We start from the raw sequence: 17,207 nt of genomic DNA on the forward strand, positions 1-17,207 counted from the left end.
CTTAGATCATTTCTTCGCCGCCCTTCCCGCCGAGAACGATTTCTCCGGCTTCGGCCATACGGCGGGCAATGGTGAGGATTTCCTTCTGGGCGGTTTCCACGTCGCTGACGCGCACCGGGCCCTTGGCTTCCAGGTCGTCGCGCAACAGCTCCGAGGCGCGCTTGGACATGTTCTTGAAGATCTTTTCTTTGACGTTTTCGTCCGAGCCCTTGAGCGCCAGCACCAGCACGTCCGAGGAAACTTCGCGCAGCAGCGCCTGGATGCCACGGTCGTCGACATCGGCCAGGTTGTTGAACACGAACATCAGGTCTTCGATCTGGCCGGACAGGGTGTCGTCGATCTCGCGGATCGAGTCCATCAACTGGCCTTCGACCGAGCTGTCGAGGAAGTTCATGATGTCGGCTGCGCGCTTGATGCCACCCAGGGTGGTGCGCGAGGCGTTGGAATTGCCGGAGAACTGCTTCTCCAGAATGGTGTTGAGTTCTTTGAGCGCCGCCGGCTGCACGGTGTTCAACGATGACACACGCAGGATGATGTCCAGGCGCACTTTATGGTCGAAGTGGCCGAGCACTTCACCGGCCTGGTCCGGGTCCAGATAGGCCACCACGATCGCCTGGATCTGCGGGTGCTCATAGCGGATCACGTCGGCCACTGCCCGCGGTTCCATCCACTTGAGGCTGTCCAGGCCGCTGGTGTTGCCGCCCAGCAGGATGCGGTCGATCAGGCCGTTGGCCTTGTCTTCGCCCAGGGCCGAGGTGAGCATCTTGCGAATGTAGCTGTCGGAGCCGACGCCCAGGCTGGTCTGGTCGCCGACGATCTCGACGAACTCGCTCATCACCTGCTCGACTTGCTCGCGGTGCACATTGCGCATCTGCGCCATGGCCACGCCGACACGCTGGACCTCTTTGGGGCCCATGTGGCGCAGCACTTGGGCAGCGTCGGTTTCACCCAGGGACAGCAGCAACACAGCGGCTTTGTCGACCCGGGACAGCTTGGCCACAGCGGCTCGATCATTCATCAGCGTTAATCCACTCTTTCACGACCTGAGCCACACGGCCCGGGTCTTCTGCCACCAGACTCTTGATTGCGTTCAACTGAGCGTCATAGCCTTCGCTCGGGCTTGGCAACAGGATGCTTTGCGGGCCGCCAAGGCTGACGCGGTCGTTGGCCAGTTCGCCGTCCAGGCCGCCCATGCCACCCAACTCGACGTCGCCACCGGCCAGTGCCAGTTGCTTCTTGCCGCCACCGGTGATGTTGTTGAGCACCGGGCGCAGTACACCAAACACCAGCACCAGGATGAACAACACGCCCAGCACTTGCTTGACGATGTCCCAGAACCACGGCTGGGTGTAGAACGCAGGGTCAGCGATCACTTCACCGCGCTCGGCGGAGAACGGCATGTTGATCACGCTGACGCTGTCGCCACGGCTGGCGTCGAAGCCAACGGCGTCCTGCACCAGGCGGGTGAAACGGGCCAGTTCGTCAGCCGTCCACGGCGCACGGGTCACCGCGCCGTCTGCCGGGTTGACCTTGACCTGGTCATCGACCACCACCGACACCGACAGACGATTGATCTTGCCCTGTTGCTGCTTGGTGTGGCTGATGGAACGGTCCAGTTCGAAGTTCTTGGTGGACTGGTTACGCTTGTCAGCAGGGTACGGCGCAAGCATCGGCTGGCCGGTGGCCGGGTCCATGATCTGCTGGCCGTTGGCGTCCAGCAATGGCTGGCCAGGCTGGATCGCGCCCGCCGTGGCGGCAGCGCCACCGGTGGTCTGCGGTGCCGAGGCCGGCGCGGGTGGCTGGTTGCTCAGGGCGCCCGGCACACCTTGGGGGCCATTGCTGGCGGTGCGTTGTTCGCTGGTGGACTGCTCGCTGCGCAACGCTGGCTGGTCCGGGTTGAACTGCTCGGAGGTGGACTCGACGGCGCTGAAATCCACATCGGCGGAGACTTCAGCCTTGTAGCGGTCGTTGCCCAGTACCGGTTGCAGGATGTTGTGCACGCGCTGGGTGAGCATGCTTTCCATGCGGCGACTGTAGTCGAACTGCTTGCCGGCCTGGGTCAGCGCGGAGTTTTCGGCCATGTCGGACAGCAGGTTGCCCTTCTGGTCCACCACGGTGATTTGCGACTTGCTCAATTCGGGAACACTGGTTGCCACCAGGTTGACGATCGCCAGTACCTGGCCAGGCTCCAGGGAGCGGCCGGCGAAGAGTTCGACCAAGACCGAGGCGCTGGGCTTGCGTTCGTCACGCACGAACACCGAGCTTTTCGGAATCGCCAGGTGCACACGGGCGGCCTTGACGTTATTGAGGCTGGAAATGGTGCGCGCCAGTTCGCCTTCCAGGCCACGGCGATAACGGGTGGCTTCCATGAACTGGCTGGTGCCCAGGCCCTGGTCTTTGTCGAGGATCTCGAAGCCGATGTTGCTGTCGGACGGCGCCACACCAGCGGCGGCCAATTTCATGCGTGCGCGGGCGACGTCGTCAGCCTTGACCAGCAAGGCACCTGAGTTGGGCTCCACGGTGTAGGCGATGTCGGCGGCGGCGAGGGTTTCCATGATCTGCTTGGAATCCATGCCCGACAGGCTGCCGTACAGGGGGCGGTAATCGGGTTGCTGCGACCACAGCACCACGGCAAAACCAATCGCCACGCTGGCTGCCAGGCCCACCATCAGGCCCACCTGACGCAGCATGGTCATTTCCGAGAGGTTTTCCAGGAACGACAGGCCAAACAACGGCGGTTTGCCGTCGGCCTTGGCGGGGAGGTTGTCGGAGACTGCTTCAGCCATGACTTAAATCTCGTCCTTAAACCGGCATCTGCATGATGTCTTGATACGCCTGAACCAGCTTGTTACGCACTTGGGTCAAGGCCTGGAAGGACACACTGGCCTTTTGCGAGGCGACCATCACATCGGTGAGGTCCACGCCGCTTTTACCGATCTCGAAAGCCGTCGCCAACTGGCTGGACGCCTGCTGGGTATCACTGACTTTATTGATTGCCTGACCGAGCATGTCGGCAAAATTGCTTTGGCCCAATTCCGGCGCTGGCGCGACGGATTTCGGTTGAGCCATGGCGTCCATTTGCATGGCGCGCATATCCAACATCAACCGATTGAACTCAATACCCTGGCTCATGACCTTCTCTCTCCGACGACCCGCAATTTTTTGACACTACGCAGCGGTTACTAGGGGTGGTAGCAACAAGGGTGCCAGCTCTGTGACAACTCGTAAGAAAAGGCGACAAAGCTTGTCGAACTTGTTACCGGTCATGTGGCGAAAAGATACGCTTCCACATCCATACCGGCGTCGCGCATCTGCGCCAGCTTGTAGCGCAAGGTGCGCGGGCTGATGCCCAGGCGCTCGGCCGCTTCTTTGCGACGGCCGCGCTCGGCGCGCAGGGTGTCGATGATCATCTGAAATTCACGGCGGCGCAGGTCATCACCCAGGGCGCCTGCCGATTCCGCCTCGGCGACCACTGGAGCCGGAGCCAGGCTCGGCAACGGCGCAGCGCCAGTGCCCATGGCCAGGCAGAAATCCTGCGGCTGGATCAAGCCGCCCTGCTGCAAAATCAGCGCACGCTGGATGGCATTGTCCAGCTCGCGCACGTTGCCCGGCCATGGGTAATTGACCAGGCACGCCTGGGCCTCGGGCGACAACCGCGCCTGGGCATGCTTCATTTTTTTGACGTGGTTGTTCAGTAGGCGCTCGGCCAAGGGGATGATATCCGCCGGGCGCTCACGCAATGGGCGCCAGGCCAGCGGGAACACCGACAACCGGTAGAACAGGTCCTCACGGAAGCGCCCCGCCGCCACTTCGCCCGCCAGGTCGCGGTTGGTGGTGGCAACCACGCGAATATCCAGCTGGATCGGCTTGCGCGCGCCCACGCGCTCCACCTCACGTTCCTGCAATACGCGCAGCAACTTGGCTTGCAGGCCCAGGGGCATTTCCGAAATTTCGTCGAGCAGGATGGTGCCGCCGTCGGCCTGTTCGAACTTGCCGGCCTGGGCCGCGATGGCGCCGGTGAACGAGCCCTTTTCATGACCAAACAAGGTCGCTTCGAGCATGTTGTCGGGGATCGCCGCGCAGTTGATCGCAATGAACGGTTGCTGGGCGCGGCTGGACTGCTGGTGGATGTAGCGCGCCAGCACTTCTTTACCGGTACCGGATTCACCGGAAATCAACACAGTGGAATCACTGCGCGCCACCCGCGCGGCCAGTTCCAGCAATTGCGCGCTGGCCGGCTCAAAGGCAATCGGGCCATCGCCCTCGCCCGCCGACGCTACGCCCAGAGCATGTCGGGCCACCAGCTCGATCAGCGCCTTGGGCTCGAACGGTTTGACCAGGTAATCCGCCGCGCCCTGACGCATAGCATCCACCGCCCGCTCCACCGCGCCATGGGCGGTCATCAGCAGCACCGGCAGCTGCGGCTGGCGCACCCGCAGCAGGCCGAGCAATTGATGGCCGTCCATGCCGGGCATGTTGACGTCGCTGACCACCAGACTGAAGGCCTCCTGTTCGACCGCCTCCAAGGCTTCCTCGGCAGAGCCGACCGCACGGTAGTCATGGCCCGCCAGCAGCAGCGTGTCAGCCAATGCTTCACGCAGGGCGCGATCGTCTTCCACCAATAAAACCTTGATAGCCATCATCCTCTTACTCCGCGCTTGCCGCGCTGGAAAACAGCGGCAAGGTCATCAATGCACAGGTGCCACGCCCCAGGCGGGAACGCAGCTGCAATTGTCCCTGATGGGCGCGGGCCACTGCCTTGACCACAGTCAGGCCCAGGCCAGTGCCGTTGGTCTTGGTGGTAAAAAACGGCTCGCCCAGACGTTGCAGCACCTGCGGGGCGATACCGCTGCCGCTGTCGCTGACGCACAGGCGCAGGGTTTGCCCGCGGGTGTACAGGTGCACTTTCAGGCGCGCCCCGGGGCCACTGGCCTGGGTGGCGTTTTCGATCAGGTTGAGCAGCGCGCCCACCAGGGTGTCGCGGTTGCACAGCAATTCGCCCTGATGGCTGTCGCACTGCCAGCGCAGGTTGGCCTCCTGCACATGGATCGCCGCTGCCGCTTGCAGGGACTGCATCAAGCCGGCAGGTGTAACGCGATCGGTCAGCGGCAGTTCGCCACGGGCAAACACCAGCATGTCGCGCACTTGGTGCTCCAACTCATGCAGGCGCTCCTTGAGGCGCCCGGCAAAGCGTTGGTGGGTGGCCGCCGGTAATTGCTCGTCAGTCAAATGGCTGGCGTAGATCAATGCCGCCGACAACGGCGTACGAATCTGATGGGCCAAGGAAGCGACCATTCGCCCCAGGGACGACAGCCGCTCATGGCGCGCCAGTTGATCTTGCAGGTGCCGGGTTTCTGTCAGGTCATTGAGCAACACAAGCTGGCCCGGCTCGGCGTCCAGGGAACGGGTCGCGATGGACAGCCGACGCCCGTCCTTGAGGGAGACTTCGTGGCCGTCGTCTTCACGGGGGGCAAAACAGCGGGTGATGACTTCACGCCACAGCTCGCCTTCCAGCGGCAGGCCGAGCAGATCACAGGCTGCCGGGTTGGCTTCGCGCACGCGGCCCTGGTCATCGATGACGATTACGCCACCGGGCAACAGGTCCAGCAGGTTTTGCAGGCGGTTGGCCAGGCGCTCTTTCTCGGCCAGCTCTTGCATGCGCTGGGCGCTGACCACCGCCAGTTCGCCTTTAAGCTCGGAAACCCGGGCCTCAAGCAGGCTGTAGGAGTCGGTCAGCTGGCTCGACATCTGATTGAACTGCGAGAACGCGCGCTCCAGGCCCTGGCGGGTCGGCGGTTCTACAGGCGAAACCAGCCCCTGGATGGCAGGGGCCGAAGATAGTTGGGCGGCGTGGGGCATGATGCTCTCTCGCTTGGCTGACCGTCAGTTAAACGGAACGTTGCGAGGGCTGTAGCAATACCCGTGCCGAAAAAAATCTACCCTATAAATCAAATAGTTGAAAAACAGGCGTCAATCATCCGCCTGTTCATCACCTTCTTTGCGGCTCATACCGTACTTGCGCATCTTCTCCACCAGGGTGGTGCGACGGATACGCAGGCGCTCGGCGGCGCGGGCCACGATGCCATGGGCATCGTCCAGGGCCTGCTGGATCAACCCTTGTTCGAGGTTGCCGAGGTAGTCCTTAAGGTCTAGGCCTTCGGGCGGCAACATCGCGGTGGCGCCGAAGTCCGGCGTATGGCCGTTGATCGCCACGCGCTCTTCCATATCGCTGCGCAGGCTGTCCATCTGTTCGTCTTCGTCGTCGACGTAGCGGAATTTCTTCGGCAGTTCGACCACGCCGATCACCCCGTACGGGTGCATGATCGCCATGCGCTCCACTAGGTTGGCCAGCTCGCGCACGTTGCCCGGCCAGCCGTGGCGGCACAGGGACATGATTGCCGCGGAGTTGAAGCGAATGGAGCCGCGCTTTTCGTGCTCCATGCGCGAGATCAGTTCGTTCATCAACAGCGGGATGTCTTCCACGCGCTCGCGCAGCGGGGCCATCTCGATAGGGAATACGTTGAGGCGGTAGTACAGGTCTTCGCGGAAGCTGCCGACCTCGATCATGCTTTCGAGGTTCTTGTGGGTGGCGGCAATGATGCGCACGTCCACGCTCTGGGTCTTGTTGCTGCCCACGCGCTCGAAGGTGCGCTCCTGCAATACGCGCAGCAGCTTGACCTGCATCGGCAACGGCATGTCGCCGATTTCGTCGAGGAACAGAGTGCCGCCATTGGCCAGCTCAAAACGCCCGGCACGGCTAGTGATCGCCCCGGTAAAGGCGCCCTTCTCGTGGCCGAACAATTCGCTTTCCAGCAGCTCTGCCGGGATCGCCCCGCAGTTGACCGGCACAAAGGGCCCGTCGCGACGCTTGGAGTGATAGTGCAGGTTGCGCGCGACCACTTCCTTGCCGGTGCCCGACTCGCCGAGGATCAGCACGCTGGCGTCGGTGTCGGCCACTTGCTGCATCATCTGGCGCACATGCTGGATGGCGCGGCTGGTACCGACGAGGCTGCGAAACAGGTTGGGCTCACGGTGACGGCCGCGCTCGCGGGCCTGGTCGTACATCTCGCGATAGACCTGGGCGCGGTGCAGGGAATCGAGCAATTTGCTGTAGCTGGGCGGCATTTCCAGGTTGGACAACACACGGCGGCGCTGGTCTTCCGGCAGGTCCACGGAAGAAATATCGCCCATTAGCAACACCGGAAGGAACTCATCCCAGGTAGACAGTGTCTTTAACAGGCCCAGAACTGCGCCAGGAGCGTTTACCGTCCCGATCAATACGCAAATGACTTCACGGCTCGACGACAACGAGCTGACCGCCTGCTGCCAATCGTGGCTGCCGCAGGGTAAATTTTCTTCACCAAGAAAATTTAAAATCACCGCTAAATCGCGGCGGCGGACGCTATCGTCATCGATCAGCAGAATTTTGGTTTCACGCCACATGCAATAGCAACTTCCCTAGTAAAACTTCCTGCCCCGGAATGAGGGCAATCTAGACGTCTGTAAGATTTCTTACCTTCTAGACGTCTGAAATCTGAAAACAGCACTAGTTAAGTCAAAAATGCTGGCACAGTCAAATATATGACGCGCCGTTCGGATTAACTGCGCCCGTTCAACCGAACAGATGGTAAACCTTTGACGCATTTTTCGCTTGGTTGATCTGCGACATCTCTTCGAAAATCGCCTGGCGTTCGCCGGTCGTCACCTCCAGCAACTGCTGGTACACCACCAACAAACTTTCCAGCTTCTCGCGCAATGCGCCCTCGTCTACCGGTGCCTCACTGAGCACCTCATCAATCACCGCGCGGCAACCCAGGTCCAACTCGCCCACGGCTTCCCAATTGCGCTCAGCCAGCGCGCCGAGAAGGGCTTCGCGGGTTTCGTCGATGCGTTGCAGTGCGTGGCTCATGATGTGTACCTCAAGGCAATCGGCCTTATTGTGGAGCGATGGCATCCCAGCCGGTCTTGACGGTGATCAGCAGGCGGGCGACTTCGTCGATCATCTCGACATCATTGACTTGGTTCGCCTCGACCAGGCGATTGCCCATGTAGTTATACAGGGCATCCAGACGCTGGATCGCGGCCGGATCTTCGGCTTTCTCAGGCTCCAGGCCATCGCGCAGGCCCGAAATGATTTCGATCGCCTTGCCCAGCATCAGGCCTTTTTGCGCAATGTCCCCGCGACTCAACGCCCCCTTGGCCTGGGCCATGCGATCCAGGCCACCTTCCATCAGCATCTGCACCAGGCGGTGCGGGCTGGCTTCGGAGACCTGAGCGTGGGCATTGACCTTCTGGTACTGGCGAAGGGCTCTCATCGGGTTCATGTTGCTACCTCGTTACTGGCGACAATCGAATAGGTTTGCTTAACCAGTTTTTCGACCACGGCGATAAAAACTTTAATCCAGCACCCTGCGCGAGGGCCCCTGGACAGGGCCCTGGCGCGCACCGCTCATCAGTTCGACTTAGGATTGTTCAGCGAGTTGAGGGTGGTCAGGATGCTGGAGCTGCTGGCGTTGATCTGCGCGATCATGGTGTCCATCGCCGTGTACTTGGCGGTCAGGGACTTCTGCAAGGCATCCATGCGCCGCGTCAGGTCGTCGGTCTCTTTGGTCAAGTCGGTCAACTTGTTGTTGAGATCGGTGGCACGTGTCGCCAGGGTGCCGGTAGTGCCGACGTAGCTGTTGGTCGCCTTGTTCATGCGGGTGATCAAGCCCGTGTCGCCGGTGAACAGCTTGGCAATGTCGCCAGCGCCCTTGACCACGGCCTTGTCCCAGGTTTTGTCATCCAGGCTCAGCAGGCCGGTTTTCTGGTCAGTGGTGATGCCCATCTGCGCCAGGCTGGTCATGGTGCCCGCGCCGGAGCCGTTGACCAATTCGGAACGCAGGCTGTTCACCAATTGACGCATCGACGCATCGCCGGTCAACGCACCTGCGGTGGTGGTGGAGGCATCACCGGTTGCAGTGACCTTGGTTTGGGTGTTGATCGCCGTCATCAGCGTGTTGTAGGCGCTGACGAAGGACTGCACCGAGGTTTTCAAGGTATCGGTGTTGCTGGCCACGGTGATGGTGGTCGGCTTGGTGATGTCTACCGTGTCCAACAGGTCCAGGGTCACGCCGCTGATCGCCGAGGTGATCTTGTTGCTGTTCGATGACATTTCAATGCCATCAATGGAGTACTTGGCGTTGGTCGGCGCCTTGCCTTTGTCGTAGCCGACAGCCAGCTGCGAATCACCGCTGAGGGTGATGTCGGTGCCCTCGCCCATGGTGGTCGAAGTCAATACCAGACGCGCGCCATTAGAGTCACTCAGTACGTTGGCACTGATGCCTTGGGACGAGAGCTGGGTATTGATCGACTCGCGCACCTGTTGCAAGGTCGCGCCGCCTGGGATCACCACGTCGTAGCTTTTGCCCGACTGGTTGATGGTCAGCGTCTGGTCTTCGTCCGTGCTGTTGGCCTTGCCCGACGCGCCGTCCGCATTCACCGCCGTGGTGACTTTCGAGGCGGTCGCAAGGTTGGCGATCTTCAACAGGTATTTGCCGCTGGACGCACCGTCGGTCAGGGTGACCTTGGCGTTTTTCTCTTCCGAAGAAGTCGCCGCCAGCCCGTTGAAGGCCGAGGCATTGTTCAACTTGGTGATCGCCGCCTGGTAGGCTTCCAACGCCGTCTTGACCGAGCCCACGGCAGACAACTGCACGGTGGCCTTCTTCTGCTCGTTGGTGATCTGAGCCTGCTTGGGCGCCTGCTCGGCACCTACCAGCGCCTTGACGATTGCTTGGGTGTCGTAGCCCGAACCTGGGCCGGAAATCGTTGAACTAGCCATTTGCCATTCTCCTTGTCCTGCAGCGGCCGTTTTTTGGCGCTTATACGCCTAGACCGCAATCAGAAACATGTTTCGTGCCAACTCAAGCCTTGCTATCAAACAGCAGGCTGCCGGCATCGCTCAGGTTCTGCGCCAATTTCAGCGCGGTCTCCGATGGAATCTGTCGAATCACTTCACCACTGTCAGTGGCGATCACCTTGACCACTACCTTGCCGGTAGAGTCATCGATGGAAAAATCCAGGTTGCGCTGTGAAGCCTGCACAAACTCACGCATATCGGTAACAGCCTTTTCCAGCGCCACGCGCTGCGGCTCTTCACTTTTGATCGGCTCATTGCTGGCCACAGGCTTGGCCTGGGCCACCACTGCGCCAAGGTTGGCCGGGGCCGTGGCTGCGGGGTAAGACGAGGTCAGCTTGATGCTCATGTCCATGTCACCACCTCCAAACTGAAAAAACGGAAGGGCACGTTGTTAAACGCACCCTCCCGTTATTTAACCGCTAGCGCTATTACTGAAGCAGCTTCAGAACAGACGATGGCAGTTGGTTGGCCTGGGACAGGATCGCAGTGGAAGCCTGTTGCAGGGTTTGTTGCTTGGTCAGCTCAGCGGCTTCAGAAGCGAAGTCAGCGTCTTCTACGCGGCCTTTGGCAGCGGAGGAGTTCTGCGAAATGCTCTGCAGGTTGGCCACGGTGCTGGCGAAGCGGTTTTGTACGGCACCCAGCTGCGAACGCTGGCTGTCGATCTGCTGCATGGCATCGTCCAGAGCCTGGATGGCCTGCTGCGAAGAAGCGGCAGACAGGATGCTCAGGTCGGAAACGCTGGTTTCCATGGTGACGGCGGTTTTGGTGCCGGCAGTGGCAACATCTTCCAGACCCAGGGCTTTCAGGCCAGTACCGGCGCTACCGTCCTTGATGGTGATGTCTTTGTCAGCGAACAGGTTCAGGGTGCCATCAGCGTTTTTGCTGGCTTGAACACCGGTGCTCGCGCTGTTGATCGAAGCTACAACTGCGTCAGCGGTATCACCTTTTTTGAACTTTACTTCAACACCGTTTACGTCGATGGAGGTGTCAGCCGTCAGCTTGGCTTGGGAGGTGCCAGCTGACAGGCCCAACTGCGACAACGAACCGCTAGTAGTATTGGCCAGCTTGATGTCCTTACCTTCGCCAGAAGTCAAAACAATACGGCCGTCTTTAAATTCTGCAGTAGCATCAGCACCAGCTTTTGCTTTAACCAGATCCATGATTTCGGTAACTGTTTTAGTGTCATCCCAAGTCACTGCGCTGCCGTTAACAGTAATGGAACCAGCGGTACCCAATACGGTAGTTTTGTCAATCGCTACTGCTGCAACCGGCGCACCAGCAGCCGGTGGCGTCACGCCGAGCTTATCGAGAGCGCCAGCACTACCACTAGCGTCAGCGATGGTGAAACTGCTTTTTGAGTTCAGGGTCAACTTACCTGAAGTAGCATCAGCGGTTGCTGATACGCCCGTTTTGGCAGTTTGCTTGTTGATTTCAGCAGCAGCAGCAACACCAGCGTCCAAAGCAGAAGTGGTATCAGCCGTTGTCAGCGCAATATCCACACCGTTGATGTTAATTTTATCGGTTGTCAGCGTACCTGCGGCCAAAGGCGTGCCGGATATCGAGGCTTTTGTACCGATGTTAGTGCCAGTAGCGGTAGCAGCCAAACCTGTCATTGCAGTGCCATCTACAGCCGCTTCTTTGTAGTTACCTTTCAGCGCAGTCGAGCTGATATCGGTCATACCGAACGAGATAGTCTCGTTGGCGTTGGCGCCGATCTGGAACGCTACGTTGCTGAACGAGCCGTCCAGCAGGTTACGACCACCGAAGGTGGTGGTGCTGGCGATACGGTTCAGCTCGCCCACTTTAGCGGTGAATTCCTGCTGCAGGGAAACACGGTCAGCGTCGCTTTTATCACCGTTGGCCGCTTGCAGGGCGAGTTCACGCAGACGCTGCAGGGTGTTGGTGGATTCTTGCATCGCGCCTTCAGCGGTCTGGGCAATCGACACGCCGTTGTTGGCGTTGGCGATGGCAACGTTCAGACCTTTGACCTGGTTGTTCAGACGGTTAGCGATCTGCATGCCGGCAGCGTCGTCTTTGGCGCTGTTGATTTTCAGGCCGGAGGACAGACGGTTCATCGACTGGCTCAGAGCGTCGGAAGCTTTGTTCAGGTTCTTCTGGACACCCAGGGAGGTGATGTTGGTGTTTACTGATAATGCCATGACGAAATCCTCGTGGTTTGGATACTGCGGCTTCCGGCCCTGGCGACCGCCGGGTGTGGCCTAGAGAACCTACGTAATAGTTATCGTCGTGGTAGCCGGTTGCTTGAGGATTTTTTTGATTTTTTTTAGTAGCCCTGTGCCAGCCCTTGTATTTCAAGGGCTTATGCAGGCGCAGAAGCCCGGTTTCATTGGCTTTTCTGGCGCCAATAAAAAAACGCCGATGATCATTCGATCATCGGCGTTTTTTGTGCAGCCGCTAAAGCATCACGGACGATAGAGAATCGCCGAGCCCCACGACAGGCCCACGCCAAAGCCGCTGATTGCCACGCGCTTCCAGGTGGCGTCCATCACGTGCTTTTCCAGCAGCAGCGGGATGCTCGACGACACGGTGTTGCCGGTCTCGACCATGTCCTTGATGAACTTGTCCACCGGCGCTTCTTCAAAACGGCGCGCCACGGCGTCGACGATGGCCGCGCTGCCCTGGTGGATGCAGAACGCATCGATGTCATCGGCCTTGAGGTCCGACTCTTTGAGCAGCTCGTGCAAGTGCGCAGGCACCTTGAGCAAGGCGAAGTTGAACACCTGGCGGCCGTTCATGAAGAACACGCCGTCGCTGACCTTCAGGTGCGGTGCGCCGGAACCGTCGGTGCCGAACTTGGATTTGCCCAGCAGCCATGGCGCGTCCTCGCCCATCCAGGTGGCGGTGGCGGCATCGCCGAACAGCATGGTGGTGTTGCGGTCTTCCGGGTCGACAATCTTGGAATACGGGTCGGCGGTGATCAGCAGGCCGTTTTTCAGGCCCGCGGCTTCCATGAAGCCTTTCATCGCGTAGATGCCGTAGACGTAGCCGGAGCAGCCCAGGGAAATGTCGAAGGCGGCCACGTGAGTGGGCAGGCCCAGTTTGTCCTGCACGATGGCGGCGGTGTGAGGCAGGCCCTCTTCATCGCCGTTCTGGGTGACGACGATCAGCGCGTCGATGGATTCGCGCTTCAATTGCGGGTTGTTGGCAAACAAGGCGTTGACCGCCTCGACACACAGATCCGAGGTTTCCTGTGCCGCTTCCTTGCGCGGCAGGAACGCCGAGCCGATCTTGCCGATGATGAACTCTTCATCCTTGGCGAACTTGGCACCCTGGGCGTAGTTATCGATCCCGTCCGCCGGCACGTAACTGGCGATGCTTTTTATGCCAATCATTGTGGCTTCCCAATACTAAATAGCTGGAGAACACCCCTCGGGCTATGCCGGAAGTGCTGACAATAAAGGGGATAACCCCATAAAAATCCCGCTGAAAGCCGCCCGATGAAGGCCCTGTGACGACTTATCCTTTTCACACGATACAGTGAAGATGCGCTTTATGACTCACAGGTCACTCAATTTTGCGTGGTTTATGCAAAACGTTTCAACAATTAAGCCCCCGAAACGACAACGGCCCGCCCTGTTTCCAGAGCGGGCCGCTTGACTGAACGCCGTTTACATCTTGTTGAACAGGCTCAACTGCGAGATTTTCACGAAGGCCAACTGCGAGGCCTGCAACATGGTTTGTTGCAAGCTCAGGTTGATGGCGGCTTCGGCGAAGTCGACATTGCCCAGGGCATTCATGGTGGTGGTATTGGCCAGGTCCAGGCTGACGTTTTCCTTGGACTGAATGTCCAGGCCATTGAGGCGCGCGCCCAGGGAGCCACGCGCCTGGTCGATCTGGCCGTAGGCATTGGTCAGGTTGCCAATGGACTTGGCCACCACATCCTTGAGTTCCTTCTGCGCTGCCGGGTTGCCGTCTGACGGCGTTTCCAGGATTTTGCGCAGATGGCTCAGGGTGTCGAGGACGTTCTCGTTCTTGTTGCTGGTGGCACTGATCGCAAACTGGTCGCCGGCTGCCGGTGCCGGTGCGGTGGTGACATCAAAGGTCACCCCTGCCGCCGTGATGGTGGTGGCGCCGGCCGCCAGGGTGCCACTGGCGATGGATTTGCTGTCTGCGCTATACGGCTGGGCATACAGGTCATAGGCGCCGGCGGCACCGAACTTCACGATCACGCCCGAGTTGGGAAAGGTGCTGGCGTACGCCGCCGGATCGCTCACCGTGCCGCCGCTCAGTTGCGCGGTGGACGGATTGCTCGGGGTGCGCGAAACGCTGAAGGTGTCCGGCTTGACCGACAGGCTGAACTCGCGATCCTTGACGATGGCGTCCGACGGCGCGCCTGGCAGTATGTCTTTGCCCAGTGCGTCTTTGCCCAGGTTCAAGCCAATGTCGAACTTGACCCCGCGCAGGTTGATAGTCGAGCCGCCTTCCTTGGTGGCATCGAAAGTGCCGTTGCCTGGAATCTCCGAAGTGATGTCCTTGCCAGCATTGTCCGTGACCACGTATTGGGTGCTGCTGGTGAAGGTCAGCTTATACGGCTGACCATCGGAAAAGCTGCTGTTATAGCTGCTGTTGGCCGCGATCAGCCCGGCAGATACGGTGACCTTGCCATCGTCGACCGCTGGCGGCACGAGGATCGGCGCGGTTTGCGTACGGCCCGTATTCGCTGAGCTTTCAAGCATGCTCTTGGCGGTATTGCCCATGGCAACCGACAGGTTCTCTGCGATCTGCAGGCTCAACGGCGTGTCATCGCCCTGGTAACTGTAGGTGCCGTCATTGTTGCGGGCGTAGGGCGGCGTATCGGTCTTGCTGCCGGAGAACAAGTAATTGCCGCTGGCGTCCTTGGTATTGAGCAGGCCCAGGATCTGGTCTTCAATGGCGCCAATCTCGGCGGCCGTCGACTTGCGGTCAGCGTCGCTGATGCCGACGTTACCCGCCTTGAGCGCCAACTCACTGGCCCGTTGAATCGCGATATTGATATTTTCCAGCACGCCGTCCTGGGTGGTCAGCGAGTTTTTCAGGGTGTCGATGTTGCCATTGAACTGCGCCAGCATGTCTTTCTGCTGCTGCAGCATCAACAACCGCGCCGCCGCCACCGGATCATCTGCGGCGGTTTGCACGCGCACGCCGGAGCTGGCCTGGTCCTGGGCCTTGACCACGCTGGAATAGTTGCTCTGGTACTTGGCAGAGCTGGTCTCGAAATACTGCTGTGTAGAAATACGCATCGTCCCAGCCTCCCTTAAAGAGCATTCATCAGTGTGGTGAAGGTTTCCTGCGCAGCCTTGATGATCTGCGACGACGCGGTGTAGTACTGCTGGAACTTGATCATGTCGCCCGCTTCATCATCCAGGTTGACCCCGGATACCGAGTTGCGTGCTTCCTTGTTGGCGCTGAGCAACGCACCGGTGGCGGCGGTGTCGACCCCGGCCTGGCTGGCCTTGGCACCCACGGTCGAGACCAGCTTGCTGTTGGCACCCACCAGGCTGGTGCCCGCGTTGCCCTCGCCCATACCGACGGTGGCCTTGGTTTGCAGGTTCAGCAGTTCCTGGGCGTTGCGACCGTCGGATTTGCCGCCACTGTTGAAGGCGAAGGTGGTGCTGTCGCCGTCTGCCGGGGAGCCGTTGACGGTGGTGTCGAACTTGAAGCTCTTGCCGGGAATGGCGGCACCGCTGGCGTCGCGCATTGGCACGTCCACGGTGATTTTGTTGCCCTGCCCCGGAATGATCGAGCCGGTGCTAATCGGGTTGCCCTTGGAATCGCTGATGGTATAGGACTGCGTACCGTCGGCGGCAGGCTTGCCGAACACCATCTTCACCGGCATCGAGTTTTCAATACCGGCGCGCAACTGGGCAGTGTCAGTGCCGCCATGGATATCCAAAGGCACTGTCAAGGCCGGCTGGGTAAAGGTGCCCGTGCCACTGTTGGTCTTGCTGCTGGTACCTGCCAACGGGCCGGCAAACGCCAGCTTGTTCGCATCGGTGAGCGCCACGCCAATACCGCTGGCGCCCGTGGCGGTGGGGCTGACCTTGAAGCTGTCGCCAAACGCCATGGTGCCCTTGCCGTCCAGCGCCAGGGTGAAACCATCCAGGGTCGGCGGCGGTGTAGCGCTCATGTCAAAGGTGCCCATGGCCTTGCCGTCCGAGCGCAACACCGTGATTTTGTTAGGATCGGTCTTGTCGCTGAAGGTCACGGTGTAGTCAAACGTGGACAACTGACTGCTGTCCTTGATCGTCACGTTCAGGTTGCCCGCGCCGGCGCTGTTGCCCGAGGCACCCTGGCTGCGCGAGGCAATGGCGGCCGCGCTGTTGATGTCTTTGAACAGCGAAACGCCAAAGTCACCATTGAGGTCCAGGCCCTGGCCCAGTTGGCTGTTGAGCGTGTCCGCGGTGGCAATGGCGATACGCCCCAGCTCATTGATGGCCGGCATCAAGGCATCGCTGCGATAGCGCAACAGGCCACCGATGCTGCCGCCGCTGATCACCGAGCCCAGGTCTAGGCTGGTGCCGTTCATGTCCAACTGGATGGTGTACTGGCTGTTATCGGTTTTGCTTGGTGCCGCGGAAATCTTGTTGGAGATCCCGCCCTCTACCAGGGACTGGCCGCTGCCGGTGGTCACGCTGAACTGGCCGTTTTTCTCGGTGGCCGTGACACCGATCAACTCATTGAGCGAGCGTACTGCCTCGTTACGCGAGTCCAGCAGGTTGGCTGGGGCGCTATTGGAGCTGCCCTGGGCCTGGGAGATCTGCTGGTTAAGCGAGGCAATCGAGGCGGTCAATTGGTTGACCTGATCACTCATGCTGCTCAGTTGGTTGTTGATGGTCTCTTTCTGCTGGGTCAACTGCGTGGAGATCGAGTTGAAACGGCTGCTCAGGGTCTGGGCGTTGGTCACCAGCAATTGGCGGGCCGACAGGTCGCTGGGGTTGGACGCGGCGGTTTGCAGGGTGGCGAAGAACGAACTGAGCACTGAGGACAGACCGGTGGTTTTGTCCGACAGCACTTTGTCGACGGCCCCCACCTGGTCCAGGTACGCCTTGGCGTCGTTATTGAGCGCCGTGCTGTTCTGGTAAGCGGTGTCCAGGTACTCGTTGTACACCCGGCGCACATCGGCCAGGGTGGTGCCGCTGCCGATGTACACGCCGCCGAACGGGTTTGATGCGTTGGTATTTTGCGTGGTCTGCTGACGCGAGTACCCTGGGGTATTCACGTTGGCGATGTTATTACTCAAGACCGACAACGATCCTTGAGCGGCATTGAGCCCTGACATCCCGATACTGAGCAAACTCATGGTTCAGAC

Annotated in this window: 14 protein-coding genes; all 14 read right to left on the reverse strand. The window is 60.1% G+C overall.

Going from position 1 to position 17,207, the window contains the following annotated elements:
- Window position 1: 1 nt before the first annotated feature.
- Window positions 2–1,018: a flagellar motor switch protein FliG gene (gene fliG / locus AB4P90_RS20465; protein ID WP_003192957.1), complete on the reverse strand. Its 1,017-nt coding sequence runs from the start codon at window positions 1,016–1,018 to the stop codon at window positions 2–4.
- Window positions 1,011–2,786 carry a flagellar basal-body MS-ring/collar protein FliF gene (gene fliF / locus AB4P90_RS20470; protein ID WP_014719351.1) on the reverse strand — a complete coding sequence of 592 codons (1,776 nt, stop codon included), beginning with the start codon at window positions 2,784–2,786 and terminating at the stop codon, window positions 1,011–1,013. The genes fliG and fliF overlap by 8 nt, the downstream gene beginning before the upstream one ends.
- 16 nt (window positions 2,787–2,802) lie before the next feature.
- Window positions 2,803–3,132 (reverse strand): flagellar hook-basal body complex protein FliE, encoded by a 330-nt coding sequence (fliE, locus tag AB4P90_RS20475; protein ID WP_003192959.1) that lies wholly within the window; start codon window positions 3,130–3,132, stop codon window positions 2,803–2,805.
- Window positions 3,133–3,263: 131 nt separating this feature from the next.
- Entirely contained in the window at window positions 3,264–4,640 is a 1,377-nt protein-coding gene (locus AB4P90_RS20480) for a sigma-54 dependent transcriptional regulator (RefSeq protein WP_019818386.1), read from the reverse strand.
- A gap of 7 nt (window positions 4,641–4,647) precedes the next feature.
- Window positions 4,648–5,859 carry a PAS domain-containing sensor histidine kinase gene (locus AB4P90_RS20485; protein WP_014719353.1) on the reverse strand — a complete coding sequence of 404 codons (1,212 nt, stop codon included), beginning with the start codon at window positions 5,857–5,859 and terminating at the stop codon, window positions 4,648–4,650.
- Between the two features lie 111 nt (window positions 5,860–5,970).
- A complete protein-coding gene (locus tag AB4P90_RS20490) occupies window positions 5,971–7,443 on the reverse strand; it encodes a sigma-54 dependent transcriptional regulator (RefSeq protein ID WP_003192966.1) in 1,473 nt (490 codons plus the stop codon).
- 169 nt (window positions 7,444–7,612) lie between these two features.
- Entirely contained in the window at window positions 7,613–7,909 is a 297-nt protein-coding gene (locus AB4P90_RS20495) for a hypothetical protein (RefSeq protein WP_014719354.1), read from the reverse strand.
- A 25-nt stretch (window positions 7,910–7,934) separates the two neighbouring features.
- Entirely contained in the window at window positions 7,935–8,324 is a 390-nt protein-coding gene (gene fliS, locus AB4P90_RS20500) for a flagellar export chaperone FliS (protein ID WP_057023033.1), read from the reverse strand.
- 128 nt (window positions 8,325–8,452) lie between these two features.
- Window positions 8,453–9,820: a flagellar filament capping protein FliD gene (gene fliD / locus AB4P90_RS20505; RefSeq protein WP_014719356.1), complete on the reverse strand. Its 1,368-nt coding sequence runs from the start codon at window positions 9,818–9,820 to the stop codon at window positions 8,453–8,455.
- Between the two features lie 82 nt (window positions 9,821–9,902).
- Window positions 9,903–10,250, reverse strand: coding sequence for a flagellar protein FlaG (locus tag AB4P90_RS20510; protein ID WP_395605339.1), 348 nt, complete (start codon window positions 10,248–10,250; stop codon window positions 9,903–9,905).
- A gap of 76 nt (window positions 10,251–10,326) precedes the next feature.
- Entirely contained in the window at window positions 10,327–12,057 is a 1,731-nt protein-coding gene (locus AB4P90_RS20515; RefSeq protein ID WP_395605340.1) for a flagellin, read from the reverse strand.
- A gap of 264 nt (window positions 12,058–12,321) precedes the next feature.
- Window positions 12,322–13,251 carry a ketoacyl-ACP synthase III gene (locus tag AB4P90_RS20520; RefSeq protein ID WP_014719359.1) on the reverse strand — a complete coding sequence of 310 codons (930 nt, stop codon included), beginning with the start codon at window positions 13,249–13,251 and terminating at the stop codon, window positions 12,322–12,324.
- 276 nt (window positions 13,252–13,527) lie between these two features.
- Window positions 13,528–15,138 (reverse strand): flagellar hook-associated protein 3, encoded by a 1,611-nt coding sequence (locus AB4P90_RS20525; RefSeq protein ID WP_014719360.1) that lies wholly within the window; start codon window positions 15,136–15,138, stop codon window positions 13,528–13,530.
- 14 nt (window positions 15,139–15,152) lie between these two features.
- Complete coding sequence (gene flgK, locus AB4P90_RS20530; RefSeq protein WP_060767637.1) at window positions 15,153–17,198, reverse strand: flagellar hook-associated protein FlgK; 2,046 nt, start codon at window positions 17,196–17,198, stop codon at window positions 15,153–15,155.
- Window positions 17,199–17,207 lie beyond the last annotated feature (9 nt).

Source organism: Pseudomonas sp. B16120 (genome assembly GCF_044218845.1).
Lineage (GTDB): Bacteria > Pseudomonadota > Gammaproteobacteria > Pseudomonadales > Pseudomonadaceae > Aquipseudomonas > Aquipseudomonas paracarnis.